Genomic DNA, 25,303 nt, shown 5'->3' on the forward strand with positions numbered 1-25,303 from the left:
TTGGGGTATAATGCTAAAAATTTTAGCACATAAAGAAGTGGCAATGAAAAAGAAAATATTTGTGGAATCTAAAAAAGGATTTTTTGGAAAAGAGACAAAGCATACTCACTCATTTGGTGGGCAATATGTCCCTGAAATTTTGTATCCTGCGTTAGATGAATTAGAAAAGGCATACCATAGTATTTTGGATTCTAATGAATTTAAAAGTGACTTTAAAAGGCTTTTAGCGGAGTTTGTAGGGCGTCCTACTCCGTTAATTTATGCAAAAAATGTAAGCAAGATTTTGGGTAATGAAATTTATTTGAAGTTTGAAGGGCTAGCAAACACGGGAGCACATAAGATTAATAATGCCATAGGGCAAGTGCTGTTGGCTAAAAAAATGGGCAAAAAAAGAATCATTGCAGAAACAGGAGCTGGACAGCATGGGCTTGCTGTAAGTGCTGCATGCGCAAAGCTTGGTTTAGAATGTGTGATTTTTATGGGTAGTAGAGATGTCAAACGACAATTTCCTAATGTTTTTAATATGGAGCTTTTGGGGGCAAAGGTTGTGAGTGTAGAGAGTGGCTCACAGACATTAAAAGATGCGGTGAATGAGGCATTAAGAGAGTGGAGTAAAGATTGTAAAAATACTTTTTATGTGCTTGGGAGTGCATTAGGTCCTTATCCTTACCCAGATATTGTAAGGGAGTTTCAAAGTGTGATTAGCAAGGAGCTAAAGAAGCAAACTCAAAAGTTTTTCAAAGGGAATCCGGATATTATGGTGGCTTGTGTGGGAGGAGGAAGCAATGCGATGGGATTTTTCAGCCATTATCTAAAAGATGAGGAAGTGCATTTAGTGGGGATTGAAGCAGGGGGGAAAGGAAGTAGAATTGGAGAAAATGCCATAAGAATGGGTAACAAAGAAGCTCATCTTGGAATCGCACAAGGCTATAAAAGCTATTTTTTGAGTGATGAATATGGAAATTTATTGGAAACTTATTCGATTTCTGCTGGGCTTGATTATGCTGGGATTGGACCACAATTAGCACATTTAAAAGAGATTGGGAGGGTAGAGTTTGGCTCTAGTAGCGATGATGAGGCATTGGAAGCTTTGAAGTTTTTTGCTAAAAATGAAGGAATCATTGCTGCTTTAGAATCAAGCCACGCACTTTCTGGAGCATTGAAAATTGCCAAAAAAGTGAAGAATAAAAAAATCATTATCAATGTTTCAGGGCGTGGGGATAAGGATATTTTTATCACCGCAAAAGCTTTGCAAAAGGATCGTTGGTGTGAGTTTTTGCAAAATGAGATTGTTGAGATGAAAGGGTAGATAATGGAGCAAAAAATACAGCTAATGGGGCATATTGTCGCTGGATTTCCTAGCTTGGAAGGAAGTTTGGAGGCAGCACTTGGAATAGCAGAGGGTGGGGCAGAGTATTTGGAAGTGCAATTCCCTTTTTCGGATCCTAATGCTGATGGTGTAGCAATTGCAAATGCTTGTGAAGAATCTCTCCAAAAAGGCTTTAATACGGATTTGGGATTTGAATTTTTGGTGCAACTTAAGAGGGCGTTTGTGGATAGAAATCTCTCAACTAAAATTTTGATTATGACTTATGGGAATATTTTGTTTGCTTATGGCATGGAGAGATTTTTAAAAAGGGCAAAAGAGTGCGGTGTTTTTGGGCTTATTGTGCCGGATTTATCTTTGCAAAATGATGAGAATCTTTTTGGATTGAGCAAGCAATATGGATTAGAAAATATCGCACTTATTGCCCCATACACAAATTCTAAGCGAATGGAAAAGCTTGATAAAGCCACAGGAAGCTTTATTTATGTAGTAGCAAGGAATGGAATTACAGGCAATGAAACTCAAATTGATTCTAGGCTTTTGGAATATATAGCAAAAGTCAAAAAACACACTACAAAGCCTATTGCTTTGGGATTTGGGATACAAAGTAGGGAGCAGATTGATGCACTAAGAGGGATTGTGCCTATTGTGATTGTTGGGAGTGCTTTTGTGAGAATGATTGCCCAAAGCGTGAAAGAAGGGAAAGAGTTACAAGAAAGCCTTAGTGCTTTTACAAAAGAGCTATTAGGCAAATAGATACCTCAAGAATCTATACGCATTTTGACAAACAAAAACTTTAAAGTAACTACAGAAATAATATGCGTTGAAAAAAGATTATGGGTGTCTATATATCTTGCGACAATGTAAAGAGATTTGGAAAGTTTTATTGTAGGAAAGTTGGGATTTATATTTGGGGGCTAATAGGTTTGGTAATCTATGCCTCCTAGATTTTGAAGTTGTTTTTATATTGTTGTATAGAAAGGTTGCATTGATAAAATGAGATTTTATTTAAAGAGAGTGCTCCCAAGTCTTACGCAGTTACTTCCGCATTTAATAGCAAGTTCAAAATCTCCACTCATTCCCATGCTTAAGATATTTGCACCATTTTTTTGGAGTTTTTCATAGATTTTTGAAGTTAGTTCAAAACTATTTTGGATAATTTTGGTATCTTGTGTGTGTGCTCCGATACTCATTAATCCACAAAGCTTGATATTAGGGCAGGTTTCTTGAATCTGAAGATAAGATTCATAGGCAGATTCTGGATCAAATCCACTTTTTGTGGTTTCTTTTGCACTATTGATTTGTAGAAGCGTTTTTAGTGTGAGGTTTTCCCTCTCTAATCGTTTTTGAAGTTCATTAGCAAGAGAGAGGGAGTGCAAACTATGAAACATAAAAGGTTTGAGTTTTAATAGGGCATTGATTTTGTTGCTTTGGAGATTTCCTATGAAATGCCACTCTAAGGGTAGAGATTCTAGAGTTTGGGATTTATAAGATAGATCTTGCACTTTGTTTTCTCCAAAGGCTCTTTGTCCGCATTCATAGAGAGCTTGGATTTCTTGAGTGCTAGAATATTTGCTCACTGCTACAAGCCTTATGATTCGGTGTCTATCCACAGAGATTCTAGCTTTTTCTATTTTGTCAATTGCATTGATGAGGTTTTCTTGAAAGCGATTCATAAAATTCCTTTAAAAAGGCATTGTGCCATTCATAATCCGAATCATATCATTATACAACCCAAGCCCCATAAGTCCAAACAAAAAAACCCAACCAGCAATTGTTAGGCGATAAAGGGTATTAAGGCTTGGAATTTTTTTGGTAATCATTTCATAGAGGGTAAAAACGATGTGTCCGCCATCTAATGCAGGGATAGGCAAGAGGTTTAAAATACCAAGATTCACCGAAATCAAAGCAGTAAAGGTAAAAAGAGTAACAATTCCTAGCTCGGTTGCTTTTTTGGTGATAGAGACAATGGATACAACTCCGCCTACTTCGCTAAGAGGCACAACTCCCATAATCATTTTTTCCAAACCTTGCAAAATTAAAGTTCCAGCTTGTAGAGTTTGAAAAAACGCATAAGGGATACTTTCTGTGAGTGAATAAGAAATAATCCTTAATTCATTAGCAGCGACAATCCCAATGAGTGGGCGTGTGATTGTCTCTCCAAAAAGATTCTTGCTTGTGCCAATTTTGGGTGTTAAGGTGGTGGTATGTTCTTGATTGTCGCGTAAAAATGTAATTTCTAAATTCCCTTGTGAAGCGGCAATTGTTTCATTAAGAGCATTCCAAGTGCGAATATTTTCTCCATTAATTGAGGTGATTTCATCTCCGGCTTTTAGGTTTGCAAGGCTTGCGGGGCTATTTTCTTGAACTTTGCCTATAACGGGGGCTAATTCATTTTGTCCTATTAGGGCAATGGCAATATAAAGCAAAAAAGCCAAAAGAAGATTGAAAAAAGAACCAGCAGCCAAGATAATCAATCTTTTATACCCTGCAATTCCATATAAGCTATCGTTATCATAATTGCGATTTTTTGGGTCTATATCGCTTTGCCCTTTGAGCTGAACAAAACCGCCAAGTGGAATAGGTCGCAAGGAGTATTCTGTCTCGCCGATTTGTTTTTTCCAGAGTTTTTGACTCCCAAAGCCTATGCTAAAAGCTTCTACTTTCACTCCAAAAAATTTTGCAGCTAAGAAATGCCCTAATTCATGAAAAAAAACCAAAAAGGCTAAAACTAGAATTGAACCGATTAATCCCATAAGAATCCCTTATTTGTTATCTTGTTTTTGTGTAGGCTTTAGTATAATCATAGCCTGAATAAAGTGTAATGATAACTGCAAGCCATAAAGTCGCATTAGCAAAAGAATAATCCATCAATAAAAAGGCAATGGCGGTGATTTGTAAGCCGGTTTTGTATTTGCCAAGGTTAGATGCAGCGACTTTTAAGCCTTTGCTTGCTGCAATAACTCTTAATCCTGTGATGAAAAATTCTCTCCCCAAAATCAAAAAAACTGCCCATGCATCAGCCCTATTAAGGATTAAAAGCCCAATAAAAGCACTCAGCATTAATAACTTATCTGCAAGTGGGTCAAAAATCTCGCCAAAAACACTTGTTACTTGAAAGTTCCTTGCAATAAAGCCATCAAAAAAATCAGTAATGCTAGCAAGGCAAAAAACCAAACAAGCAAGGTAATTTATCCAAGTGGGGTGGATTGAATCTGGCAACCAATCTCGCCCATAAAGCAAAATGGCTAAAAGCAAAAATGCAAAACCGATTCTAAGTGTAGTTAGAATATTAGGTAAGGTTTTTAAATTCATTACTTAAAGCTTGTGCCACCATCAATTACAATTGTTTGTCCTGTGAGCCATGCACTTGCATTTTCATCACATAAGAATAAACAAGCTCCCGCAATATCTTCTGGTTTGCCCATTCGATTGAGTGGAGATTGCTCTTCAACTTTCGCTTTTACCTCAGCATAATCTGGGAATGCTTTGAGTGCATCTGTATCAATAGGACCACCACTCACCGCATTAACTCGTATATTATACTCTCCAAGCTCCATTGCGGCGTATTTTACCATTGTTTCTACTGCATTTTTTGAATTACCATGCCCTGCATAATTTGGCATATAGACAAGATTCCCAGTAGAGCTTAGAGTGATAATGCTCCCACCACCTATTTTTTGCATTCTTTTAGCTGCTTCTTGTGCGCCTACGACAAAAGCTAGAACGGTTGCTGTGTAAATATTGTTTAAGCCTTTTGGTTTAAGACGCATAAAGGGAGCAAATCCACCAACTACGCTTTTGCCATAAATAATTGCGTTGCTAATAAAAAAATCCACTCTTTCAAAATCTTCATCAATTTTTGCAAATAAATCTTTGTATGTTTCGGGCTCTAAGACATTTAGCGGATAGGCTTTGGCTTTGATTTTGTATTTGGTTTCTACATCGGCAATTATTTTTTGCGCTTCTTCTTCGTTTTTATTGTAGGTAAAGGCAATATTTACTCCATTTTGTGCAAAACGATAAAGAATCGCTTTGCCTATCCCACGCGTCGCTCCGCTGATAACTAATGTTTTTCCTTTGAAATTTTCTATCATTTGACTACCTCGTATTTTGTTAAGATATTTTCTAAAATTTTAAGATTTTCTGCACTTGGTGGAACAAGTGGTAAGCGGTATTCTAAAGTATGAAGAAGTCCGCTTAGATACATCGCAGCTTTTATAGGGATTGGATTGCTTTCGATAAAAAGGGCTTTGTTGATAGCATAAAGCTCATTGCTAAGATTGTGTGCTTTTTGGTAATTAGATTCTAATAGAATGCTATGAGTGAGTTCTGCAACTTTGTTGGGTAAGAGATTAGAGGTTACTGAAATCACTCCCATACCTCCACAGCAAAGCACGGGGTAATTAATAACATCATCCCCGCTTGTGATAATTAGGTTTTTTGCTTTGGCATTTAAATCAATGATTTTTTCGAGATTCCCACTAGCTTCTTTGATAGCATAGATATTTTGCACTTCGTTAAAAAGCCTTAAGATTGTGTGATTTTCGAGATTTACTCCAGTGCGTCCGGGGACATTATAGAGCATTAATGGGATAGAAATTGCATTTGCAACACTTTTGTAGTGTTGATAAAGTCCTTCTTGTGTGGGTTTATTATAATAAGGAGTTACACACAAGATTCCATCAGCTCCGGTATTTTCTGCAAATTTTGCAAGCTCGATGGCTTCTTGTGTGGAATTGCTCCCAGCTCCCGCTAAGACTTTGATATTTTTGCCATCAAGCTTATTTTTTTTGGCAACACTAAGGGCGACCTCGATACATTCTTTGTGCTCTTGGTGGCTAAGTGTGGCGGATTCTCCGGTAGTCCCAACTGGCACAATAACATCAATGCCATTATTAATTTGTCTTTGGATTAATTTTTCGTAAGTTTCTAAGTCTAGTTTGTTGTTTTTAAAGGGTGTGATTAAGGCAGTCATCGCACCAATAATTTGTTCTTTTATTTGCATATTTCCTCACTTTTGCAAAGTTGCAATAGTAGCATTGTTGAGATTAAAATATTTATTAGCTACTTCTATAATATCTTGTATTTTGAGCGCTTCAAAATTTTTTTCAAAATCAAGTAGGGTTTGCAAATCTCCCCTTGCAATGTAAGAGCCAAAGAGGTTTGCCACTCCACTGCTAGATTCTAATTCATATAAAAAATTTGCACGCATATTCGTTTTGACTTTGTCTAGCTCGCTTTGTTTTAATTTCCCTTGCTTGATAGATTCAATTTGAGCTAGAATCTCTTTTTGGATTTTATCTAGGCTAATGTTGGAATTTGCCAAAGCCATTATGATAAATACCCCCTCATCAATTAAATCCATATTATAGGCATAAACTTCTGCTGCAAGCCTTTTTTTATCTACAAGGACACTTGATAATATGCTGCTTTTTCCACCACTTAAAATCTCACTCAAAGCACTTAGGGCAATTTGATCTTTGTGATTAAAGGGAGGGATTTTATAAGCAAGGGCTAGAATTTCTACTTCTGTTTGTTTGTGTATGTTGGTTTGACGCAAACCATCTTGTTTGGGTTCAATTGTGTGCAGTTTTGGTATCTCTAAGTTGGTATTAGGAATGGATTCAAAATATTTTTTTACTTCTTTTAGCGCTTCTTTTTCGTTGATGTCACCTGCAATTACAATACTAGCATTTTTGGGTTGATAATAGGTTTTGTGAAACTCTCTAATATCTTCAATACTCCAATTTCTAATATCTTCCATAAAGCCAATGGGTGTCCAGTGATAAGGGTGATACACATAAGCGGTATTAAAGAGTCTAAAATATAAATATCCCATCGGATTATTATCTGTCCGCCATAATCTTTCTTCTGCTACGACATTGCGTTCGGGCTGAAATTCTTCATCATTGAGCTTGAGATTTTGCATAAGTTCAGCAAAAAGTTTTAGGCTTTTGCCTAGATTTTGGGAGCTTGATTTGATGTAATAATGTGTATAATCAAAGCTTGTAGAGGCATTTGTCCCACCTCCAAAACTTTTTACGATTTTATCAAATTCACCTGCTTTAAGATTTTTTGTAGATTTGAAATTTAAATGTTCTAGCATATGTGCAATGCCGCTTTTGCCCATTGTTTCATTGCGACTTCCGACTTTGTAAAAAATATCTGTTGTGATGACATTGCTTTGGTTTTTTAAAGGGATAATAAAAACTTCTAAACCATTTTTTAGCGTTGTTTGATAATGTTTTGGGAGAACAGATTCTTGTGCCATTAAAACTCCTGTTAAATAAGCAAATAAAATTAATAATCGAGCTATTTTCATAAGTTGATACCTATTGCATCTTGTATATTTACAAAATGATGGTCTTCCAAAATTTGCACCAAGCCTTCATTGAGTTTTTTTATCAACATAGGACCTTCAAAGATAAGGGAAGTATAGATTTGAACCAAATTTGCACCAAGTGTGATTCTTTCAAAAACATCTTGAGGGGTTGCTATACCTCCTACGCTAATGATGGTTGTTTTTTTGGCATAAACTTTGGCGATTTCTTTTAGGATTTCTTTGCTTTTTTGGGCTAAAACTTTACCGCTTAAACCACCTTTTTCTTTTGGATTTGGGAGAAGTGAATAATCCAAAGTGGTATTAGTGGCAATAATTCCCTTAGCACCATTATTGATAGCAACTTCTGTGAGTTTGAGGATAGAATCTATGCTTAAATCTGGTGCAATTTTGAGGTATATAGGCTTTTGATAGATTTTGCAAAGCTCTAAAAATAATTCTTGTATAAAAGATTCATTTTGTAAATCACGCAAATTTGGGGTATTTGGAGAGCTGATGTTGACGCTTAGGTAATCCGTGCAATTTGCAAAACTCTTTGCTAAAGAAAGATAGTCTTCTAATGCTTTTTCTTGTGGAGTGGTTTTGTTTTTGCCGATATTCAAACCTAGAGGAATCGCAAAAGGATATAATTTTTCTAAGCGATTTGCAATAGTATCTGCACCATCATTATTAAAGCCCATTGCGTTTTGGATTGATTCTTCTTGTATGTGTCGCCACAAACGAGGTTTTTCATTGCCGCTTTGTGGGTTTGGAGTGGCTGCACCAAGCTCTAAATGTGAGAATCCTAACGCACTTAAGGAATGTATCATTGTGGCATTTTTATCAAATCCTGCTGCTAAACCTATGGGATTATAAAAGTCCATACCATCAATTTTTTGAGCTAAAATAGGATTGTCAATACAAGTTTTTTGAGAAAGTAGAGGTAATATTCCCGGAATCTTTGGAGCTAATTTTGCACATATTTCAATAAAATGATGTGCTTTTTCTGGGTCACTTTTAAATAAATAGGGTCGTATGGATTGGTAACTAAACATTATTGCCTCTAATTAAAATTGATTCTGTAATTGTAGCATTTTTATTTAAATAAATTTTTAAACTTTCTGAAAGTATAATCATAATTTAATCTAAAAAAGAAATAAAGGAATCTAAATGAGTAGAATTGATAGATTGGGGGGGGGGGGCTAAATAGTAATTTATCAAGCATTCCCTTGTATTATTGGAGGGGAGAGTATAATTTAGGTGATGCTCTGAATTTGGAGTTAGTGGAGCGTAAAACAAGAATTAATTGAGGTTTTTCCCTATAAACACAAAGAAACTTATGAGGCATTGCAGGCAAGAATCTATAAAAGCAATCTTTTAAGAAAGATTAGTGAGCTGGATAAAAGCCTAATGTGTGATATTTCTAACTTCAAAGAGGAAGTGAGTAAGCTGCAAGGCAAAGAGCTTCAAAGGATTTATTTGGAGTTTCAAAAATCGCTGGATAAGATTCAAAATAAAAAGCCTATAGGTGCAGTAAAAAGAGTGAAAAATCATCTTAATTACAAACTTGGAAGTGCGATTTGCTTTAATTCTAAAAATATTTTGGGGCTTTTGATTTTGCCTTTTATTTTGTTCTATGTTCGTAAAATCTATGAATTTCATCAAAAAATAGATTCTAAAGAGAAACTAAAACTTGAAAATTATGAGGATTACAAAGAGGTTTTGGCTATTCAAGAAGGATTTTATTATAAGGTTGGGGAAGCTTTTATCAAATCACACAAGCAATGGTATAAAGGGGGATATTTATGGTTTTGGGTGCGGTATTGGCGATTAAAAAAGAGATTCTATGAAAAATTGATTAATTAGTTTTGGAATTTTAAATCAATGATGGAGTTATTAGGGGTTTCCTACCAAGCCTTTGGCTTGATAGGTGTTTAAGAAATTTTTGTCTTAATTTCCTCATTTTCTGCATAGAAAGTTACCTTGCTACCTTCTTTGATTTCCCCTTGTAAAATCAAATCAGCCAATCTATCTTCTACTTCCTCATACAAAGCTCTCTTAAGCGGTCTAGCTCCAAAGGTTGGGTCAAAACCAACTTTTGCAATCAATTCTTTAGCACTTTGTTCTAGCTCTATTTGGATATCCCTCTCAAGCACTTTCTTTTGGATATTTCTAAAGAGAATATCTACAATATGCGTAATTTGCTCTATTCCCAAAGGATTGAAAATTACAATATCATCAAGTCTATTTAAAAACTCGGGTTTAAAATACGCTTTGAGTGCTTCTTTGACTGCCTTTTCTTTGGTATTTTCATCTTTTAGTTCCATAATCTTATCGCTGGCAATATTGCTAGTCAAAATGATAATAGTGTTTCTAAAATCAATTGTCACGCCTTTGTTATCTGTCAATCTTCCATCATCAAGCACTTGCAAAAGCATATTAAACACATCAGGGTGTGCCTTTTCAATCTCATCAAAAAGCACGACACTATAAGGCTTTCTTCGCACCGCTTCTGTGAGTTGTCCGCCCTCTTCATAGCCCACATATCCCGGAGGCGCACCTACAAGGCGGCTTGCAGCATGTTTTTCCATATATTCACTCATATCAATGCGAATGAGGTTTTTCTCGCTATCAAAGAGGAATCTTGCTAGGGTTTTAGCGGATTCTGTTTTTCCTACACCAGTGGGTCCTAGGAATAAAAAACTTCCAATGGGGCGATTTAGTTCGCTAAGTCCAGCTTTATTGCGTTTGATGGCTCTTGCAATAGCATGAAGTGCTTTGTCTTGCCCTATAACGTCTTTTTTGAGCTCTTCTTCGATTCCTAAGATTCTATCCTTTTCATCTTGCAGCATTTTTTTAATTGGGATTTGTGTCCATCGGCTAACAACCGCAGCAATGGATTCTGGCAATACTGCATTTCTAAGTAGAGTTCCTGCTTCTTGCATTTTTTCCCATTTTTGATTTTGCTCTTCTAGGGATTTTTCAAGTTCTGGAATCTTTCCATAATCAATTTCAGCGGCTTTGTTGAAATCGCTATTGCGTTTTGCCAAAGTGCTTTCTGTCCTTAGTGAATCAATTTGAATTTTGATATTAGCAATTTCGTTAAAAACTTGCTTTTCATTTTCAAATTGTGCTTCAAGCGTCTTTTTGGTTTCATTTTTATCGCTTAGTTCTTTTTGGATTTCTTGGATTCTAGCATTGTTTTTTTTGCTTTTTTCCATCAAAAGTGCTTCTTTTTCGACTTGGAGAGATTCGATTTCTCTTTTGACTTTGGCTAGTTCGCTTGGCTCTGATTCAATTTGCATTTTAAGCTCTGCTGCTGCTTCATCAATCAAATCAATGGCTTTATCAGGCAAAAATCTATCGGTGATATAGCGGTTTGAGAGTTTTGCAGCGGCGACTAAGGCGCTATCAGTAATTGTTACATTGTGGTGAGCTTCAAGCCTTTCTTTGATTCCACGCAAGATTTGCAAAGCTTCATTGACGCTTGGTTCATTCACAGGCACTGGTTGGAATCGCCTTTGTAGCGCAGCATCTTTTTCGAAGTATTTGCGGTATTCTTTGAGTGTAGTTGCGCCAATGGTGTGGAGTTCCCCTCTTGCAAGAGCTGGTTTTAGGATATTTGCGGCATCCATACTGCCTTCACTCGCACCAGCACCGACAATAGTGTGAATCTCATCAATGAAAAGTATAATATTTTTGGCTTTTGTTACTTCATCAATGACTTTTTTTAGCCTATCTTCAAACTCTCCGCGGTATTTTGCTCCAGCAATTAAGGCGCTCATATCTAGGGCAATAACTTTTTTATTTTGTAGAGAAATGGGGACTTCTTTTTTGATGATTCTTTGGGCTAATCCCTCTACAACAGCGGTTTTACCAACTCCGGGTTCGCCTAATAAAATGGGATTATTTTTGGTTTTTCGGATTAAAATTTGCATCATATGGTTGATTTCTTCATCTCTGCCAATTACAGGGTCTAGTTTGCCCTCTAGTGCTTTTTGGGTTAAATCTACCCCAAATTTTTCTAAAGATTCAAGGTTTTCATCGCCACTTTGAGAATCGATTTTTGCCCCGCCACGCATTGCCTCAAAAGTTTTTTTAAGTTCGCTAATATCGAGGTATTTGCCAAAAAGATTTTTGATTGTTTCATCATTGAGGTTGGCAAGGATAAAAGTATCAATGGCAATGTAAGAATCTCCATTGCTTGTGGCTAAACCATCGGCTTGATTGAGTGCATTGCTAAGATTTCGTGAGATTTTTAGCGTTTCTTTGCTAAGCGAAGAGCTTTTGGGGAGATTATTTGCTAGGCTTTTAGCTTCTAATTCTAGGGCGGTTTTGTCAATATTTAAGCGATTTAGGGCTTGGTTTAAAAGAGAATTAGTGTTGGTTAGCATTGCCCAAAAAAGGTGGATAGGCTCAATTTCTTGGTTTTGGTTGTGTAATGCCAAAGAAGCGCCTTGCTCTAGTGTTTCTTGCATAGTGTTAGTGAGTTTTTCTAGTAAATTCATAGCATTCTCCTAAAAATTTATTTTAGTGGCATTATATAACTTTAGTCAATTATTGTCAAGTTTTATAATAATAAAATACTAAAAGTTTGATTGTTGATTTGGAAAAGAGGTGTGCAGAAGTGGTATTATTAGCAGTTTTGATAGGATTTGATAGTTGGATTGTGAGATAGGGTAGTATGTATGAATCTAGCTTTTAAATTTTGTTGTGTGGTTTGATGTGATAAGCAAGATTTTTTAAACCTTGATTTTAAAATTCAATGAGTTTGGCATATTTATAGCATTGATTAATCTCTTTTGGTAGGGAAATTTGCAACCCTTTGTATTTTTCTATTTCTATGAAAAATTAGAAATTTTGGATTTATCTTTTATTCTTTCTTAAAGAAGTTTAAAAATTTTGATTATACAATAATAATATTTCTTTAAAGGATTTTTGTGCGACAAGTGATTTATTTAGCAGGGGGTTGTTTTTGGGGGATTCAAGGGTATTTTGATTTGGTTAGGGGTGTGGTGGATTCTGAGGTTGGGTATGCAAATTCCAAAATAGAAAATCCCAGCTATGAGCTAGTGTGTAGTGGAATCACGGGGGCAGTGGAGGCAGTTAAAATAGTGTATGAAAGTGATATTTTATCTTTGAGGGAAATTTTGGAGAGGTTTTTTGAGATTGTCAATCCTTTTAGTTTGAATTACCAAGCCAATGATTTTGGGACACAATATCGCAGTGGAATTTATGCTTTGGATTCTAAAATACTTCAAGAAGTGGCAAAGTTTGTGGAAAATCTGCAAAAATCTTTACCCCAAAAAATTGTTACAGAAATTTTGGAATTAGAAAATTTCTACCCTGCAGAATCTTATCATCAAAAATACCTTGCCAAAAATCCTAATGGCTATTGTCATATTGATTTAAGCAAGGCGTTGGAATGAAATATCAAGAATAGCTTAACATTTTTAGAGTAGAATCTCATCAAAAAGATTAGGTGTAAAGTATGCGTTTTTTGGTTGTTTTTTTATTGATTTTTGGTATAAATCTTGGAGCAAAAAATATCGAAGAGGGATTGAAGTTTTTGGAGATTCCTAATGCAAAAAAAGAAGTTTTGAGAGAAGCAATGATTGAATTTTATAAACAAAGGCAGAATTATCACAAAAACAATGAAATAGTGGAATATGGGATTTTATCTGAGATTGCAAAAAATGGTTATGGAAGTGTGAATTTTGTAGAATATCAAAGAAAATTAGAAAATATTTATCAAGATTATATTCACGCTAAAATCACATTTTATAGGAGTATTGGGCAAATTTTGGATGAACAAGAAATTGTTAATTTGATGGAATTTATAGGGGAAGATTAAATGTATAAGATTTTGATTGTGGAAGATGATTTGGATATGCAAAGGCTTTTGGTGGATTATCTCAAAAAAAGTGGAATGGAAGCAGTGGCGACAGATAGTCCAAAAGAGGCTTTGGAGATGTTGAAGTCAAAACAAAATTTTCATTTAGCGGTATTAGATATTATGTTGCCTGAAATGGACGGATTGGAGCTATGCAAGAAAATGCGAGAAATCAGCGATTTGCCTATTATTATGTCCTCAGCTAGAGGGGATATTGGGAGCAAGATTTTGGGGTTTGAGCGAGGAGCAGATGATTATTTGGCAAAATCTTATGAACCTATTGAGCTTGTGGCTAGAATTAATGCCTTGTTGAAGCGGTATTCTGCTAATCAAGTTTTGCGTTGTGGAGAGTTGGAAGTAGATAGCAATAAACGCAAAGTAACCTTAGATGGATACTCTATAGATCTTACTCCAGCGGAATTTGAAATATTGAATCTTCTAATTTCTAATAAGGGCAAACCTTATTCACGAGAATCTCTCTCGCAAGCTATTTCAAGTATTGCCCCAGATTCTTCGCTAAGAAGCATTGATACACATATTAGAAATTTACGCGCAAAGCTAGGAGATGATGCAAAAGAGCCAAAATACATACAATCTGTTTGGGGAATAGGGTATAAATTCTGTGATTAAAAAGTGGCTTTATCCTTCTTTGTTTGTTCAAATTTATTTACTTTTTTTTGTTTCTATTGTGATTAGTGCGATTATTACTTATTCTTTGAATATTTCAAGTTTGAGGGAAAAGGAAGAGAAAATCATCTCGCAAACGACTTTTTTGGCACAGCAATCTATGCTAGAGCTCATCAATGGAAATATCCGCAGAATCCAAACTCTTATCAAAAACTATGGTTTTGTGCGTGTAGATAAAATCCCAAAAGAAGCGGTTGTGATTTATAAAAGTAGCGATTCTTTGGCTAAAATGCAAATTTTCAAGATTCATCAAGATTATGGGTTTGGGTTAGAATATTTGGGAGAATCTTACATAGCACAAAAAAATTTCAAAGAGCAATTATCTTTTGGAAATAATTTGAATTGGTGGATTTTGTTGGACTTTTTGATTTTGTTTTTGACTTTTGCAATTATTTTGGCGATTTTGCACCCGATGAAAATTTTGCGCAATTCTTTGGAAGAATTTAGCAAAGGGAATTATAAAGTGCGTATTAAAGTCCCAAAAGAGCCAGAACAAGCACTTTTGGCAAGAAGCTTCAATGCAATGGCAATAAAAATTTCTAAACTTATGGAGGTAAGAGAGTTTATTTTGCGGAATATCGGACATGAGCTAAAAACTCCAATTTCTAAAGCCAAACTTGCCTTAGAGCTAATGCCTCCAAATCCTCAAAAAGAGATATTAAACAAAGCCATTAAGAATCTTGATGAGCTAACAAGCCAAATTTTAACTTTTGAAAAAGTGCAAGAAGGTAAGGATTTGCTAGAGTTTAAAGAGTTTTTTGTAGAAACTTTGGTGCTTGAAACCTTGAATCATATATTTGTTGATGAGGCGGAATTAGAGATTTACATACAAGAAAATTTTAAGATTTTTGGGGATTTGAATTTTCTTTCCATAGCCTTAAAGAATCTGATTGAAAATGCAAGGAAATATAAAAGTGGTGGGAAAATTGAAGTTTTTACACAAAGGTGGGACAAAGAGAGATTCTGTCTTGGGGTGAGTAATGAGGGGGAAAGATTGCAAAAGAATATTCAAGAATATTTTGAACCTTTTTATCGCGACAAAAAACATGAATTAACTCAAGGATATGGCTTGGGGTTGGGGATTATCAAAGGGATTTTAGAAATGCACCATTTGAAGCTAGAATATCAGTATAAAGTAAATCGGCATTATTTTATGATTATTTTTAAGGCATTGTAATGAAAGAGTGTATCGGGATTGATTTGGGAAGTAATTCTTTGCGTGGGGTAAGAATGAATGAAAAGTGTCAAGTGCTTTGTGAATATGAAGAAGTGGTAAGGACTTCAGAGGGGTTAGAAGAAAGTGGAGAGATTTGCAAGAATGCATTAGAGCGGATTATTGCGGGATTGGAGAGAATGAAAAAGGAATTAAGGGTTACCCCAAAGGATAAAATCGTCGCACTTACAACTCAAGCTATGAGACAGGCTAAGAATAATCAAGAGATTTTGAAAGCTATTGAGATAGCAAGTGGGATTTGTTTTAAGATTATCAAGGGAGATGAGGAAGCCTATATTACTTCATTAGCTCCGCAAATGGCAATAGAAAATCTGCAAAAAACAAATCCAAAGTATAAACAAGATTGTTATGTTTTGGTGGATATGGGAGGGGCAAGTAGTGAGTTTATTTTTTGCACTAAAGAGAGGATTTTTGCAAAAAGTTTTGAAATAGGGATTGTAAAAGCAAAAGATAAATATAAAAGTATAGAGAATCTTCTTAAATGCAAAGATGAGGTTTTAGCACCGATTCAAAAGTTTATTGAAGAGAATCAAAAGCAGGGGAGAAAAGCAAAGTTTTTGGTGGCAAATAGTGGCACTCCAACAATGGTTTGTGCTTTTAAAATGGGGTTAAAACAATATGATTCAAAAAAGGTTTTTGGAGAGACTTTGCATAGGGTAGATTTTAGAGATGAGCTAGAAAGATTCCTATCTTTAAGCTACAAAGAGCGTGAAAATCTAGTTGGGGTATTTAGGGCTGATGTAGTGCCATTTGGAATTGTGTTGTTTTTGTTGTTTATGGAAATTTTGGATTTTCAAGAGTGCTTAATTCTTGATGAGGGAGTTCGTGAAGGTGCTGCAATTTTGGGAATTTTAGATAAGCAAATATAAAATTCCTATTAATATTTACACACGTTTTATCAAAAACAAAAAGAAACCTAGAGCGTTATTTCTAAATCTACGAAAAAGAAAAATTCAAAAATTTTATCCAATGTCAAATAATTTTGAAGAAGTGGCAGAAAAAATAAAACAATATATCATTGAAGCATTAGAGGTTTATTTGCGAGATTCTAAAGAATATTGCTTGTGCTATCAAAATTAAAATGATTGTCAATTTTTGATAAAAATATCCAAATTTTATTAAAGTTTTTAAAAAAATATCCGATATAATCACATAACCAAACAAGGAAGTTGGTTAGCAAGAGTTGTTCTTGCAAAAGCTTTTTTGTTGAAGGGTTAAATTACAAGCTAAGCCAAGGAAGGCGAGGCAATATAAAAGGAGTTTAAAATGGCTTTTCAAGTCAATACGAATGTTAATGCATTAAATGCAACAGCTCAAAGTACTTTCACACAAACTAGTCTTTCTAGTTCTTTGCAAAAACTAAGTTCAGGTTTGAGAATCAACTCTGCTAAAGATGACGCTTCAGGTATGGCGATTGCTGATAGTTTGCGTTCTCAAGCAAATGCGTTGGGTCAAGCAATTCGTAACACAAATGATGGTATGGGAATTATCCAAATTGCCGATAAAGCAATGGATGAGCAAGTAAAAATCCTTGATACTATTAAGACAAAAGCGACACAAGCTGCTCAAGATGGTCAAACTACAACTACAAGAACAGCGATACAAGCAGATATTAACAGACTTATAGAATCATTAGATAATATTGCTCAAACAACTTCTTATAATGGTTTAAATCTACTTGCAGGTAGTTTTACTAACAAAGAATTCCAAGTGGGTGCATATTCTAACCAAACAATCCGTGCAAGTATTGGTGCAACAAGCTCTGATAAAATCGGACATGTTAGAAGTGAGACAATGACATTTACTGCAATAGGCGATGTGGCTATGAATTTCATCGCAGCTAATGGCGGACAAAATGTAAGCATTGAAAGTGTTACCATTTCTACTTCAGCTGGAACAGGTCTTGGTGCAGTCGCAGAAGCAATCAATAAAAACTCTGATAATTTAGGTGGAATCCGTGCAGATTATACTGTAGTAATGGTTGGTACAGATGCAATTGACGCAGGAGATATTACAAGCTTAACAATCAATGGTGTAAGTATCGGTAATATTACAGGTATCCAAGAAAACGACAAAGATAATAGATTAGTTCAAGCAATCAATGCTTACAAAGATACTACAGGGGTTGAAGCTTCCGTTGATAAAGATGGACGATTAGTGCTTACTTCTACTGATGGTAGAGCAATTCAAATTACAGGTGATGGTTTGAGTGCTGGTGCTGCTAATGTTGTAACAGGTGCTGGAACAGCGGGTGAAACCTTTGTCGGTTCTCTTACATTAACTAAACTTGGTGCTGGAGATATTAAAGTAAGTGGAACAGGGCTAGATGATATTACAACTTCAATTGGTTCAGCAGCAGCTCAAACTACCACTACTCTCAGACAAATCAAAGGTGAATTAAGTGCAGATATTAAATCTGCTATTGGTGCAAATGCTGGTTCTTGGAGTGGTGCTGTTGGTGGAACTCTTGGAGCAGGTGTTACAACTCTTAAAGGTGCAATGCTTGTAATGGATATTGCAGAATCTGCAATCAAACAACTTGATACTATTCGTGCAGACCTTGGTTCTATCCAACAACAAATGCAATCTACTATCAATAATATTACAATCACTCAAGTGAATGTAAAATCTGCTGAATCAGGAATTAGAGAAGTAGATTTTGCTAGTGAATCAGCAAACTACTCTAACCTTAACATTCTTGCACAAGCTGGAAGCTATGCAATGAGTCAAGCTAACACAGTGCAACAAAATATCTTAAGACTTCTTCAGTAGTTACAAATATTTTGGCTTCTCACTAGCCTTAGGGCTAGAGGGAAGTTTTATTTTTATAGCATTAATTACTACAAAACTTCTTCATTCTTTTGCATTAAAATCTTTTAAATATTATAATAATACAATTATTTGGTTTTTTGGAGTTTCTTTTGGAATTTTATGAAAAGATTATTGTTAGCATTGTAACTTTATTGTATTTGATATTTTTAATTTACCAAAATAGAGATTATTTCAAGAGGGGGTAAAATGAGAAAGCCGACTTTAAATATTGCATTGTTGCGTAGAATCTTTGTAGCTGCAAATATTCGTAGGTGGAATGATCAAGCCACTCCAGTAGAGTTTTATGAGCTAGATAAACAGGCTCATAAAATTGTTATTGCTTATCTTTTGGCACATTTTGAAGAAATAGAAAATAGTAGAAAAGTGGATTGGGAGAGGCTGATATTGCAGTTTTGTTATGAGTTTTTTGAGAGAATTATTTTGACAGATATTAAGCCACCTGTATTTCATAAGCTTGCTAATAAGCATAATAAAGAGCTTGTAGATTTTGTTTGTAAAGAGTTAGAAGAGGATTTGGGGAAGTTTAGTTTTTTTGCTGAAATGAGGGAATATTTATATGGCAATATTGAGAATCTTGAAAAAGAGATTCTTAAAGCATCGCATTATTATGCTTCAAAATGGGAATTTGACATTATTTATCATTTTAATCCTAAAATGTATGATGTTCAAAATATTAAAAATATTATTGATAGGCAAGTAGAAGAACATTATCATCTAGCAGGGATTAAGCAAATCGTGTTATACGAGGATATACGAGAGCTTGTTGCGATGTTTGGGCAATTGAGATTCCAAAAACGCTGGAGTCAAACACCTAGAATCCCTGCGACTTCTGTTTTGGGGCATACTTTGATTGTGGCGTTGTGTAGTTATTTGTTGGGTTATGATTTGGGATTTTGTAGGCAAGTGCAAATCAATCATTTTTTGTGTGGATTATTCCATGATTTACCAGAGATTCTTACGCGTGATATTATCTCCCCTATTAAGCGGAGTGTAGAGGGGTTAGATGAGTTTATTAAGCAAATTGAAGAAGAAGCGGTAAAAGAAAAAATTTTGTCAAAAGTTCCAGAGGCAATTAAGCAAGATATTATTTATTTTACACAAAATGAATTTGTGAATCGTTACAAAAAGGCAAATGAAGTGATTTATCTTCCCAAAGGAGAGGATATTTTGCAAAAATACAATCAAGATTCTAATTGTGCTATTTTTGGAGAATTTTTGAAATATTGTGACCATTTAAGTGCATTTTTGGAAGCAAGAATCTCCATAAGTCATGGGATTTCTAGCAAGGAATTAGAGGAAGGTGCAAGGAATTTAGAATATTTGTATAATGCAAAAAATCTTAATGGAATAGATTTGGGTTATTTGTTTAGGGATTTTAAATAATGCTTTTAACAATTTTATATATTATTGGGATTATTGCAGAGGGAATGACAGGAGCATTGGCTGCTGGTAGGCATAATATGGATTGGTTTGGAGTGATTTTTATCGCTTGTGTTACAGCAATTGGAGGAGGTTCAATACGGGATATTTTATTTGGACATTATCCTTTGACTTGGGTAGCACACCCAGAATATTTGGCAATGGTTTGCATAGCTGCTTTGATTACGACAAGGATACCTTATTTTGTAGAAAGGTTTGAAAAGGCATTTTTGATTTTAGATGCACTTGGCTTAGCGGTTTTTAGTGTGATTGGTGCAAGGATTGGTATGGACTTTCACCCAAGTGGAGCAATGGCAGTCGCTGGAGCTGTAATTACGGGAGTTTTTGGAGGAATTTTGAGAGATATTTTTTGTGCAAGAATCCCTTTGGTGTTTCAAAAAGAACTTTATGCAAGCATTGCTTTGTTGGTTGGAAGTTTGTATGTTGCATTGGAGTTTATTGCACAAAACTATTTTAAATTAGATGAGAATTTTATAGTGATTTTTGCCCTGCTTGTGGGGTTTATTGCTAGAATTATTGCTATTCGTTATCATTTGGGATTGCCAACTTTTAAATACACTCCTAAAAATAATTGATTTACCATTGATTTACTTTTTGACTTAAGTCAAGGAAAATTTCAAAAAAAACAATTAGAATTTTACTATTGGATTTAAAGCCAAAGAGGAGTGTTTTAGATTCAAAAAATCTTTTAAGGAGCGCAAATTGGAAGGTAATGAGCCTAAAAAACCGCTCTCATTGATGGCAGGATTGCTTGGGATTTTGTGTGTTTTAATCGTTGTGATTGGACTTTATACTTTTTATAATGCAAAAGGAATGTCTTATTTTAGCAATGATAGCGAAGCCTGTAATAATTGCCACATTATGAATGATGTTTATAATGATTGGTCAAGAGGTTCGCATTCACAGAAAATTGCAGGTAAGCCACGCGCAACTTGTAATGATTGCCATTTGCCACATAGTTTTGTGGAGAAGTGGGTTGCAAAAGCAGAAAGTGGGATAGGACATGCTTATGCTTTTACCTTTAAGCTAGATGTCTTACCGACAAATTTAACTGCAACACAAAAATCTAAAAATATGATTCAAGATAATTGTGTGCGTTGTCATAGTGAAATGGTAAGCAATGTTGTAAATCCGACGACAAATCCACATGGAAATGGCTCACTTAGTTGTGTATCATGCCATACTGGTGTGGGACATAAAAGAGGTTTTTAATTTATTTTTAGGAGGTTAAAATGCAAAAAAAATCGCTTGTAATGCCTATTTTAGTGGTAATTGCTGTGATTGTTGTTGCGGGATTGTTATGGTTAAATTCAGATATCACCAAAAAGCAATCAGAAGGAACAGGTGGAATTAGCTCAAAAGGCTTTGTAGAAATGAGTGATGATAATCCGACATTTGATCATTGGGGGCAAAATTTTCCAGATTATTTGGATATGTATCTCACAGTTGAGAGAGAGCAACCAATTGTAACAGAGTTTGGAGGAAATTTAGCTTATTCAAAATTAATTCGTTATCCACAGCTTACAGTGCTTTGGGCTGGATATCCTTTTAGCATTGATGCTAATGAAGAAAGAGGACATTTTTGGATTCAAGTAGATCAAATGGATACTGCAAGAAACAACAAAGACTTTTTGAATGCTCACGGATTTGGTGCATTTGGCGGACAGCCAACAGCTTGTATGAATTGTCATAGTGGTTGGAGTCCTTGGTTGCTTAAAAATGTAGGGATTGGAGATACTCCAGAAGAAAAATGGATTTCTTTTAACTCTACAAAATATTGGACAATGATTAAAAATGTGCCTGAAGTAGAAGGTGTGGCTGATCATAGCGGTCCCCATGGTGGAACAAGAATGGGTGTAACTTGTGCAGATTGCCACAATCCAAATGATATGCAATTGCGTTTAACAAGACGGGCTGCAATTAATGCTTTGGTAAGTAGAGGTTATGAGCCAGATTCTGTTACTGGAGTAAAAGCTACAAGAGAAGAAATGAGAACTTTGGTTTGCTCTCAATGCCATGTAGAATATTATTTCAAACCAACAGGGACAAAAGTCAAAGTAATGGGAGAATCTATTGCTAATGATCCAAGTAAAAAATGGTGGAATGGCACACAAAAAACTTATGATGAAATTGATGTTTGGAGAGATGGAAATAAGCCAACAGAAATTGAAGTTGATGGGTTAGAGCTTGTATTCCCATGGAGTGAATGGAAGAAAAATGAGCCATTTAGAATTGAAATGTTTGATGCACATTATGAAAAAGTAAGAAATGTATTTGATAAAGATTGGGAGCATAAATTTACAAAAGCACCTATGCTAAAGATTCAGCACCCAGAATCAGAACTTTATAGCGGTGGTGTGCATGCAGCTAATGGCGTGAGTTGTGCAGATTGTCATATGCCTTATATTAGAAAAGGGGCTAAAAAAATGACTCAACACAATATTACTTCGCCATTACAAGATATTAACGCAGCTTGTAAAACTTGCCATACACAAAGCGAAGAGTATTTAAAACAACAAGTTTTGGATATTCAAAAATCAGTTGCTTTTGATTTAAGAAGCGCAGAATATGCTACTGTGAGCTTGATTGAAGATATTAAGGTATTGAGAGAAAAATTAGGACAATTACCTGAATATCAAAGTGATGGTAAGCCAGATAATGCCAAAATTTCAGCGGTTTTAAAAGAGCCTTTGGAATTGCATAGAAAAGGACAAATGAGAGGTGACTTTGTAGGTGCAGAAAATTCTACAGGATTCCACAATCCAAGAGAGGCAAGCAGAATGTTGCTTCAAGCTGTTGAAATGGCTAGAATGGGACAAACAAAGCTAGTAGAAATTGCAAATGCAAATGGGATTAAGGGCTTCAAAACTTCTAATTTGGGCTTTGAGGATATCCAAAAGCTAAATCCCGGAGAGATTCGCTACAAAGTGGATTTGAACGGACACAAAGCAGGTGAGAGATATTATAAGCACGAAGAAATTAATGGTCCAGCTCCAAAAGAACTTTTAGAAATGGATAAAAACAATAAGCCTTACAATTACAAGGTTATTGATTCTAAAACTTCTTCTTACTAATTCAAACAAAGAATACTAGAATTTCTAGTATTCTTATGTTTTTCTGCATTTTAAAAATAAAGTTTATATTTTTAATTGTTTTTATCTAAAACTTGAAGTGGTTAATGGAATATTTAAAAATTTCAAGGTAAAATTCTAAAAAATTTCTTAACAAGGTTTAAAAATGAAAAAAATGATTTTAAGTTCAGCATTGGCGTTTGCTTTATTCCAAGGAGTAAGTTTTGCAGAGACTTTTGCAAAGGTAAATGGAGATGAAATTACCGAAAAAGATATCGCAGCACTTATGAGAGCAATGCCCGGAGTTTCTTTTGCACAATTACCACAAGATGCTAAAAGTCAAGTAATCAATCAAGCTATTGAGAGAAAATTGCTTATCGAGCAAGCTAAAAAAGATGGAGTGGAGAAAACAAAAGATTTCAAAAATGCACTTGAAAGTGTAAAAGATGATTTGGCTTTAGAAGTTTGGATGCGTCAAGAAATGGAAAAAGTTAGAGTAAGTGATTCTGAAATTGAAAAATTTTATAATGACAATAAAACAAAATTTGTTCAACCAGAAGTTGCGAAGGTGCGACATATTTTGGTAAATAGTGAAACAGAAGCAAAAAATATTATTTCAGATGTTAAAAGAGCAGGTAAAAATTCACTTGCCAAATTTGAAGAACTTGCAAAATCAAAATCAAAAGATGGAAGTGCTCAAAATGGCGGTGATGTTGGTTGGATTGCTAGAGGACAAGTTGTCCCAGAATTTGCTGATGCAGCATTTAAGCTTAATAAAGGACAATATACGCAAACTCCGGTTAAAACTCAATTTGGTTATCATGTTATTTATGTAGAGGATAAAAAACCTACTACAACTTTAGCACTCAAAGATGTAAAAGGGCAAATTGAACAAAATTTGCGTTTGATGAAATTCCAAGAAAATGTAAAAAAAGAAGGTCAAGAGTTGCGTAAGAAAGCAAAAGTAGAAATTACTGCTAAATAAAGGGTAGTAATGCTAGTTTGTGGAAATGCGATTTTAGATAAGGCAAATAAAGAAAATTATGGAGTTGGGGCTTTTAATTTTGTCAATTATGAAATGCTAAGTGCCATTTTTGAAGCGGCAAATCTCAAAAATTCTCCAATCATTGTGCAAGCAAGTGAAGGTGCTATCAAGTATATGGGGATTGATATGGCTGTTGGGATGGTGAGAATCCTAGCACAAAGATATCCGCATATTCCTGTGGCTTTGCATTTGGATCATGGGACGAGTTTTGAATCTTGTATTAAGGCTATTAGAGCAGGTTTTACTTCGGTTATGATTGATGCTAGTCATCATCCTTTTGAAGAAAATTTAGCAGAAACAAAAAGGGTGGTTGAAGTAGCTCATATTGCAGGGGTAAGCGTTGAGGCTGAACTTGGAAGATTAATGGGGATTGAAGATAATATTTCTGTAGATGAAAAAGATGCTTGTTTGGTAAATCCACAAGAAGCAGAAGAGTTTGTTAAGGAATCTGGAGTAGATTTTTTGGCTCCAGCAATTGGAACAAGTCATGGTGCTTTTAAGTTTAAAGGAGAGCCAAAGCTTGATTTTGAACGATTAATAGAAGTCAAAAAACGCACAAAGATTCCGCTTGTGTTGCATGGTGCAAGTGCGATTCCTCAAAATGTGAGAGAGGCATTTTTGGAAAGTGGAGGGGATTTAAAAGGAAGCAAAGGAGTTCCTTTTGAGTTTTTGCAAGAAGCAATTAAAGGCGGAATTAATAAAATCAATACAGATACTGATTTGAGAATTGCGTTTATGTCAGAAGTAAGGCGTGTAGCAAATGAGGATAAAACTCAATTTGATTTGCGGAAGTTTTTTGCACCAGCAAAAGATTTTATGATAAAAGTAATTGCAGAAAGAATGGATATTTTAGGAAGTTCAAATAAAATTTAAAAAGGAAAAAAATGGCTTATTCAATGAGTGATTTAAAAAAGGGTTTAAAGATTGAGTTAGAGGGGATTCCATACAGAATCACAGAGTATCAGCATGTAAAGCCGGGTAAGGGAGCTGCATTTGTAAGGGTTAAAATAAAATCGTTTTTAGATGGGAGAGTTTTGGAAAAAACCTTTCATGCGGGCGATAAATGCGAAGAGCCAAATTTGCAAGAAAAGTCAATGCAATTTCTTTATCATGATGGGGAATTTTTTCAATTTATGGATAATGAGACTTATGAACAAATTGGGTTGAGCGAAGATCAAGTGGGCGATGTGGCAAAATGGATGATTGATTCTATGCTAGTTAGCATTTTATTCCACAATGGCAAGGCGATTTCTGTTGATGTGCCACAAGTGGTGGAATTAAAGGTTGTAGAAACTCCACCAAATTTCAAAGGCGATACTGCTAGTGCGGGCAAAAAATCAGCAACATTGGAGACAGGTGCAGTTGTGCAAGTTCCTTACCATGTATTAGAAGGTGATATTATTCGCGTCAATACAGAAACAGGTGAATATTTGGATAAAGTAAAATAAGGTA

General features: G+C 35.1%; 24 protein-coding genes. 16 read left to right on the top strand and 8 right to left on the bottom strand.

The features are described 5' to 3' along the window. The first annotated feature begins 43 nt into the window (after nucleotides 1-43). Together trpB and trpA are read left to right on the top strand one after the other, a co-directional pair. Nucleotides 44-1,309: a tryptophan synthase subunit beta gene (gene trpB, locus EL247_RS02285; RefSeq protein WP_060661605.1), complete on the top strand. Its 1,266-nt coding sequence runs from the start codon at nucleotides 44-46 to the stop codon at nucleotides 1,307-1,309. Nucleotides 1,310-1,312: 3 nt separating this feature from the next. Next, on the top strand, nucleotides 1,313-2,083 hold the full coding sequence (trpA, locus tag EL247_RS02290) for a tryptophan synthase subunit alpha (protein ID WP_172594044.1): 771 nt from the start codon (nucleotides 1,313-1,315) through the stop codon (nucleotides 2,081-2,083). A gap of 248 nt (nucleotides 2,084-2,331) precedes the next feature. Here trpA and EL247_RS02295 read toward each other — a convergent pair whose 3' ends face one another. Genes EL247_RS02295 through EL247_RS02325 form a run of 7 tightly spaced genes read right to left on the bottom strand, consistent with a single transcriptional unit; the run spans nucleotide 2,332 to nucleotide 8,704 of the window. Then, nucleotides 2,332-3,003 (bottom strand): YggS family pyridoxal phosphate-dependent enzyme, encoded by a 672-nt coding sequence (locus EL247_RS02295; protein ID WP_065827081.1) that lies wholly within the window; start codon nucleotides 3,001-3,003, stop codon nucleotides 2,332-2,334. 9 nt (nucleotides 3,004-3,012) lie between these two features. Next, on the bottom strand, nucleotides 3,013-4,083 hold the full coding sequence (gene rseP / locus EL247_RS02300; protein ID WP_065829050.1) for an RIP metalloprotease RseP: 1,071 nt from the start codon (nucleotides 4,081-4,083) through the stop codon (nucleotides 3,013-3,015). 16 nt (nucleotides 4,084-4,099) lie between these two features. After that, complete coding sequence (gene pgsA, locus EL247_RS02305; RefSeq protein ID WP_104745620.1) at nucleotides 4,100-4,642, bottom strand: CDP-diacylglycerol--glycerol-3-phosphate 3-phosphatidyltransferase; 543 nt, start codon at nucleotides 4,640-4,642, stop codon at nucleotides 4,100-4,102. Continuing rightward, nucleotides 4,642-5,424 (bottom strand): enoyl-ACP reductase, encoded by a 783-nt coding sequence (locus EL247_RS02310; protein ID WP_054195493.1) that lies wholly within the window; start codon nucleotides 5,422-5,424, stop codon nucleotides 4,642-4,644. The genes pgsA and EL247_RS02310 overlap by 1 nt, the downstream gene beginning before the upstream one ends. Further along, a complete protein-coding gene (gene dapA, locus EL247_RS02315) occupies nucleotides 5,421-6,335 on the bottom strand; it encodes a 4-hydroxy-tetrahydrodipicolinate synthase (protein ID WP_104745621.1) in 915 nt (304 codons plus the stop codon). Before dapA ends, EL247_RS02310 begins: the two co-directional genes overlap by 4 nt. 6 nt (nucleotides 6,336-6,341) lie before the next feature. Next, a complete protein-coding gene (locus EL247_RS02320) occupies nucleotides 6,342-7,601 on the bottom strand; it encodes a M16 family metallopeptidase (protein ID WP_005022420.1) in 1,260 nt (419 codons plus the stop codon). Between the two features lie 47 nt (nucleotides 7,602-7,648). Further along, entirely contained in the window at nucleotides 7,649-8,704 is a 1,056-nt protein-coding gene (locus EL247_RS02325; protein ID WP_054195494.1) for a quinone-dependent dihydroorotate dehydrogenase, read from the bottom strand. 292 nt (nucleotides 8,705-8,996) lie between these two features. Between EL247_RS02325 and EL247_RS02330 the strand changes: the two genes are divergently transcribed. After that, nucleotides 8,997-9,515: a hypothetical protein gene (locus EL247_RS02330; RefSeq protein ID WP_104745955.1), complete on the top strand. Its 519-nt coding sequence runs from the start codon at nucleotides 8,997-8,999 to the stop codon at nucleotides 9,513-9,515. 68 nt (nucleotides 9,516-9,583) lie between these two features. Here the strand turns inward: EL247_RS02330 and EL247_RS02335 are convergent, their stop codons facing one another. After that, nucleotides 9,584-12,157: an ATP-dependent Clp protease ATP-binding subunit gene (locus EL247_RS02335; RefSeq protein WP_104745954.1), complete on the bottom strand. Its 2,574-nt coding sequence runs from the start codon at nucleotides 12,155-12,157 to the stop codon at nucleotides 9,584-9,586. A 432-nt stretch (nucleotides 12,158-12,589) separates the two neighbouring features. Between EL247_RS02335 and msrA the strand changes: the two genes are divergently transcribed. From msrA to efp, 13 genes are all read left to right on the top strand, one after another. Further along, nucleotides 12,590-13,078, top strand: coding sequence for a peptide-methionine (S)-S-oxide reductase MsrA (msrA, locus tag EL247_RS02340; RefSeq protein ID WP_065828134.1), 489 nt, complete (start codon nucleotides 12,590-12,592; stop codon nucleotides 13,076-13,078). A gap of 62 nt (nucleotides 13,079-13,140) precedes the next feature. Further along, nucleotides 13,141-13,503, top strand: a complete 363-nt coding sequence (locus tag EL247_RS02345; RefSeq protein WP_005022431.1) for a hypothetical protein — start codon at nucleotides 13,141-13,143, stop codon at nucleotides 13,501-13,503. Beyond that, nucleotides 13,504-14,172: a response regulator transcription factor gene (locus EL247_RS02350; protein ID WP_054195504.1), complete on the top strand. Its 669-nt coding sequence runs from the start codon at nucleotides 13,504-13,506 to the stop codon at nucleotides 14,170-14,172. Further along, complete coding sequence (locus EL247_RS02355) at nucleotides 14,165-15,406, top strand: ATP-binding protein (protein ID WP_104745952.1); 1,242 nt, start codon at nucleotides 14,165-14,167, stop codon at nucleotides 15,404-15,406. Before EL247_RS02350 ends, EL247_RS02355 begins: the two co-directional genes overlap by 8 nt. Continuing rightward, a complete protein-coding gene (locus EL247_RS02360) occupies nucleotides 15,406-16,332 on the top strand; it encodes a Ppx/GppA phosphatase family protein (RefSeq protein ID WP_126441937.1) in 927 nt (308 codons plus the stop codon). The genes EL247_RS02355 and EL247_RS02360 overlap by 1 nt, the downstream gene beginning before the upstream one ends. Nucleotides 16,333-16,729: 397 nt before the next feature. Beyond that, nucleotides 16,730-18,235 carry a flagellin B gene (locus tag EL247_RS02365; RefSeq protein WP_126441938.1) on the top strand — a complete coding sequence of 502 codons (1,506 nt, stop codon included), beginning with the start codon at nucleotides 16,730-16,732 and terminating at the stop codon, nucleotides 18,233-18,235. Nucleotides 18,236-18,481: 246 nt separating this feature from the next. Continuing rightward, nucleotides 18,482-19,678, top strand: coding sequence for an HD domain-containing protein (locus tag EL247_RS02370; protein ID WP_054198300.1), 1,197 nt, complete (start codon nucleotides 18,482-18,484; stop codon nucleotides 19,676-19,678). After that, the gene (locus EL247_RS02375; protein ID WP_005022444.1) at nucleotides 19,678-20,310 is read left to right on the top strand and encodes a trimeric intracellular cation channel family protein; all 633 of its coding nucleotides are present in this window, start codon (nucleotides 19,678-19,680) and stop codon (nucleotides 20,308-20,310) included. The genes EL247_RS02370 and EL247_RS02375 overlap by 1 nt, the downstream gene beginning before the upstream one ends. A gap of 163 nt (nucleotides 20,311-20,473) precedes the next feature. Beyond that, nucleotides 20,474-20,947: a cytochrome c nitrite reductase small subunit gene (gene nrfH / locus EL247_RS02380; RefSeq protein ID WP_005022445.1), complete on the top strand. Its 474-nt coding sequence runs from the start codon at nucleotides 20,474-20,476 to the stop codon at nucleotides 20,945-20,947. A gap of 20 nt (nucleotides 20,948-20,967) precedes the next feature. Then, complete coding sequence (locus tag EL247_RS02385; protein WP_126441939.1) at nucleotides 20,968-22,809, top strand: ammonia-forming cytochrome c nitrite reductase subunit c552; 1,842 nt, start codon at nucleotides 20,968-20,970, stop codon at nucleotides 22,807-22,809. 163 nt (nucleotides 22,810-22,972) lie between these two features. After that, a complete protein-coding gene (locus tag EL247_RS02390) occupies nucleotides 22,973-23,791 on the top strand; it encodes a peptidylprolyl isomerase (protein WP_005022448.1) in 819 nt (272 codons plus the stop codon). Nucleotides 23,792-23,800: 9 nt separating this feature from the next. After that, the gene (locus EL247_RS02395) at nucleotides 23,801-24,724 is read left to right on the top strand and encodes a class II fructose-bisphosphate aldolase (protein WP_005022451.1); all 924 of its coding nucleotides are present in this window, start codon (nucleotides 23,801-23,803) and stop codon (nucleotides 24,722-24,724) included. 11 nt (nucleotides 24,725-24,735) lie between these two features. Continuing rightward, nucleotides 24,736-25,299: an elongation factor P gene (efp, locus tag EL247_RS02400; RefSeq protein WP_005022452.1), complete on the top strand. Its 564-nt coding sequence runs from the start codon at nucleotides 24,736-24,738 to the stop codon at nucleotides 25,297-25,299. The last annotated feature ends 4 nt before the right edge of the window (nucleotides 25,300-25,303 follow it).

This window comes from Helicobacter pullorum, from assembly GCF_900638355.1.
In the GTDB taxonomy this organism is placed as follows: Bacteria; Campylobacterota; Campylobacteria; order Campylobacterales; family Helicobacteraceae; genus Helicobacter_D; species Helicobacter_D pullorum.

Bases quoted from the DNA above. Each gene is read 5' to 3' on its own strand.
- trpB (WP_060661605.1), top strand. From the start codon at position 44: ATGAAAAAGAAAATATTTGTGGAATCTAAAAAAGGATTTTTTGGAAAA.
- trpA (WP_172594044.1), top strand. From the start codon at position 1,313: ATGGAGCAAAAAATACAGCTAATGGGGCATATTGTCGCTGGATTTCCT.
- EL247_RS02295 (WP_065827081.1), bottom strand. From the start codon at position 3,003: ATGAATCGCTTTCAAGAAAACCTCATCAATGCAATTGACAAAATAGAA.
- rseP (WP_065829050.1), bottom strand. From the start codon at position 4,083: ATGGGATTAATCGGTTCAATTCTAGTTTTAGCCTTTTTGGTTTTTTTT.
- pgsA (WP_104745620.1), bottom strand. From the start codon at position 4,642: ATGAATTTAAAAACCTTACCTAATATTCTAACTACACTTAGAATCGGT.
- EL247_RS02310 (WP_054195493.1), bottom strand. From the start codon at position 5,424: ATGATAGAAAATTTCAAAGGAAAAACATTAGTTATCAGCGGAGCGACG.
- dapA (WP_104745621.1), bottom strand. From the start codon at position 6,335: ATGCAAATAAAAGAACAAATTATTGGTGCGATGACTGCCTTAATCACA.
- EL247_RS02320 (WP_005022420.1), bottom strand. From the start codon at position 7,601: ATGGCACAAGAATCTGTTCTCCCAAAACATTATCAAACAACGCTAAAA.
- EL247_RS02325 (WP_054195494.1), bottom strand. From the start codon at position 8,704: ATGTTTAGTTACCAATCCATACGACCCTATTTATTTAAAAGTGACCCA.
- EL247_RS02335 (WP_104745954.1), bottom strand. From the start codon at position 12,157: ATGAATTTACTAGAAAAACTCACTAACACTATGCAAGAAACACTAGAG.
- EL247_RS02345 (WP_005022431.1), top strand. From the start codon at position 13,141: ATGCGTTTTTTGGTTGTTTTTTTATTGATTTTTGGTATAAATCTTGGA.
- EL247_RS02350 (WP_054195504.1), top strand. From the start codon at position 13,504: ATGTATAAGATTTTGATTGTGGAAGATGATTTGGATATGCAAAGGCTT.
- EL247_RS02360 (WP_126441937.1), top strand. From the start codon at position 15,406: ATGAAAGAGTGTATCGGGATTGATTTGGGAAGTAATTCTTTGCGTGGG.
- EL247_RS02365 (WP_126441938.1), top strand. From the start codon at position 16,730: ATGGCTTTTCAAGTCAATACGAATGTTAATGCATTAAATGCAACAGCT.
- EL247_RS02370 (WP_054198300.1), top strand. From the start codon at position 18,482: ATGAGAAAGCCGACTTTAAATATTGCATTGTTGCGTAGAATCTTTGTA.
- EL247_RS02375 (WP_005022444.1), top strand. From the start codon at position 19,678: ATGCTTTTAACAATTTTATATATTATTGGGATTATTGCAGAGGGAATG.
- nrfH (WP_005022445.1), top strand. From the start codon at position 20,474: ATGGCAGGATTGCTTGGGATTTTGTGTGTTTTAATCGTTGTGATTGGA.
- EL247_RS02385 (WP_126441939.1), top strand. From the start codon at position 20,968: ATGCAAAAAAAATCGCTTGTAATGCCTATTTTAGTGGTAATTGCTGTG.
- EL247_RS02390 (WP_005022448.1), top strand. From the start codon at position 22,973: ATGAAAAAAATGATTTTAAGTTCAGCATTGGCGTTTGCTTTATTCCAA.
- EL247_RS02395 (WP_005022451.1), top strand. From the start codon at position 23,801: ATGCTAGTTTGTGGAAATGCGATTTTAGATAAGGCAAATAAAGAAAAT.
- efp (WP_005022452.1), top strand. From the start codon at position 24,736: ATGGCTTATTCAATGAGTGATTTAAAAAAGGGTTTAAAGATTGAGTTA.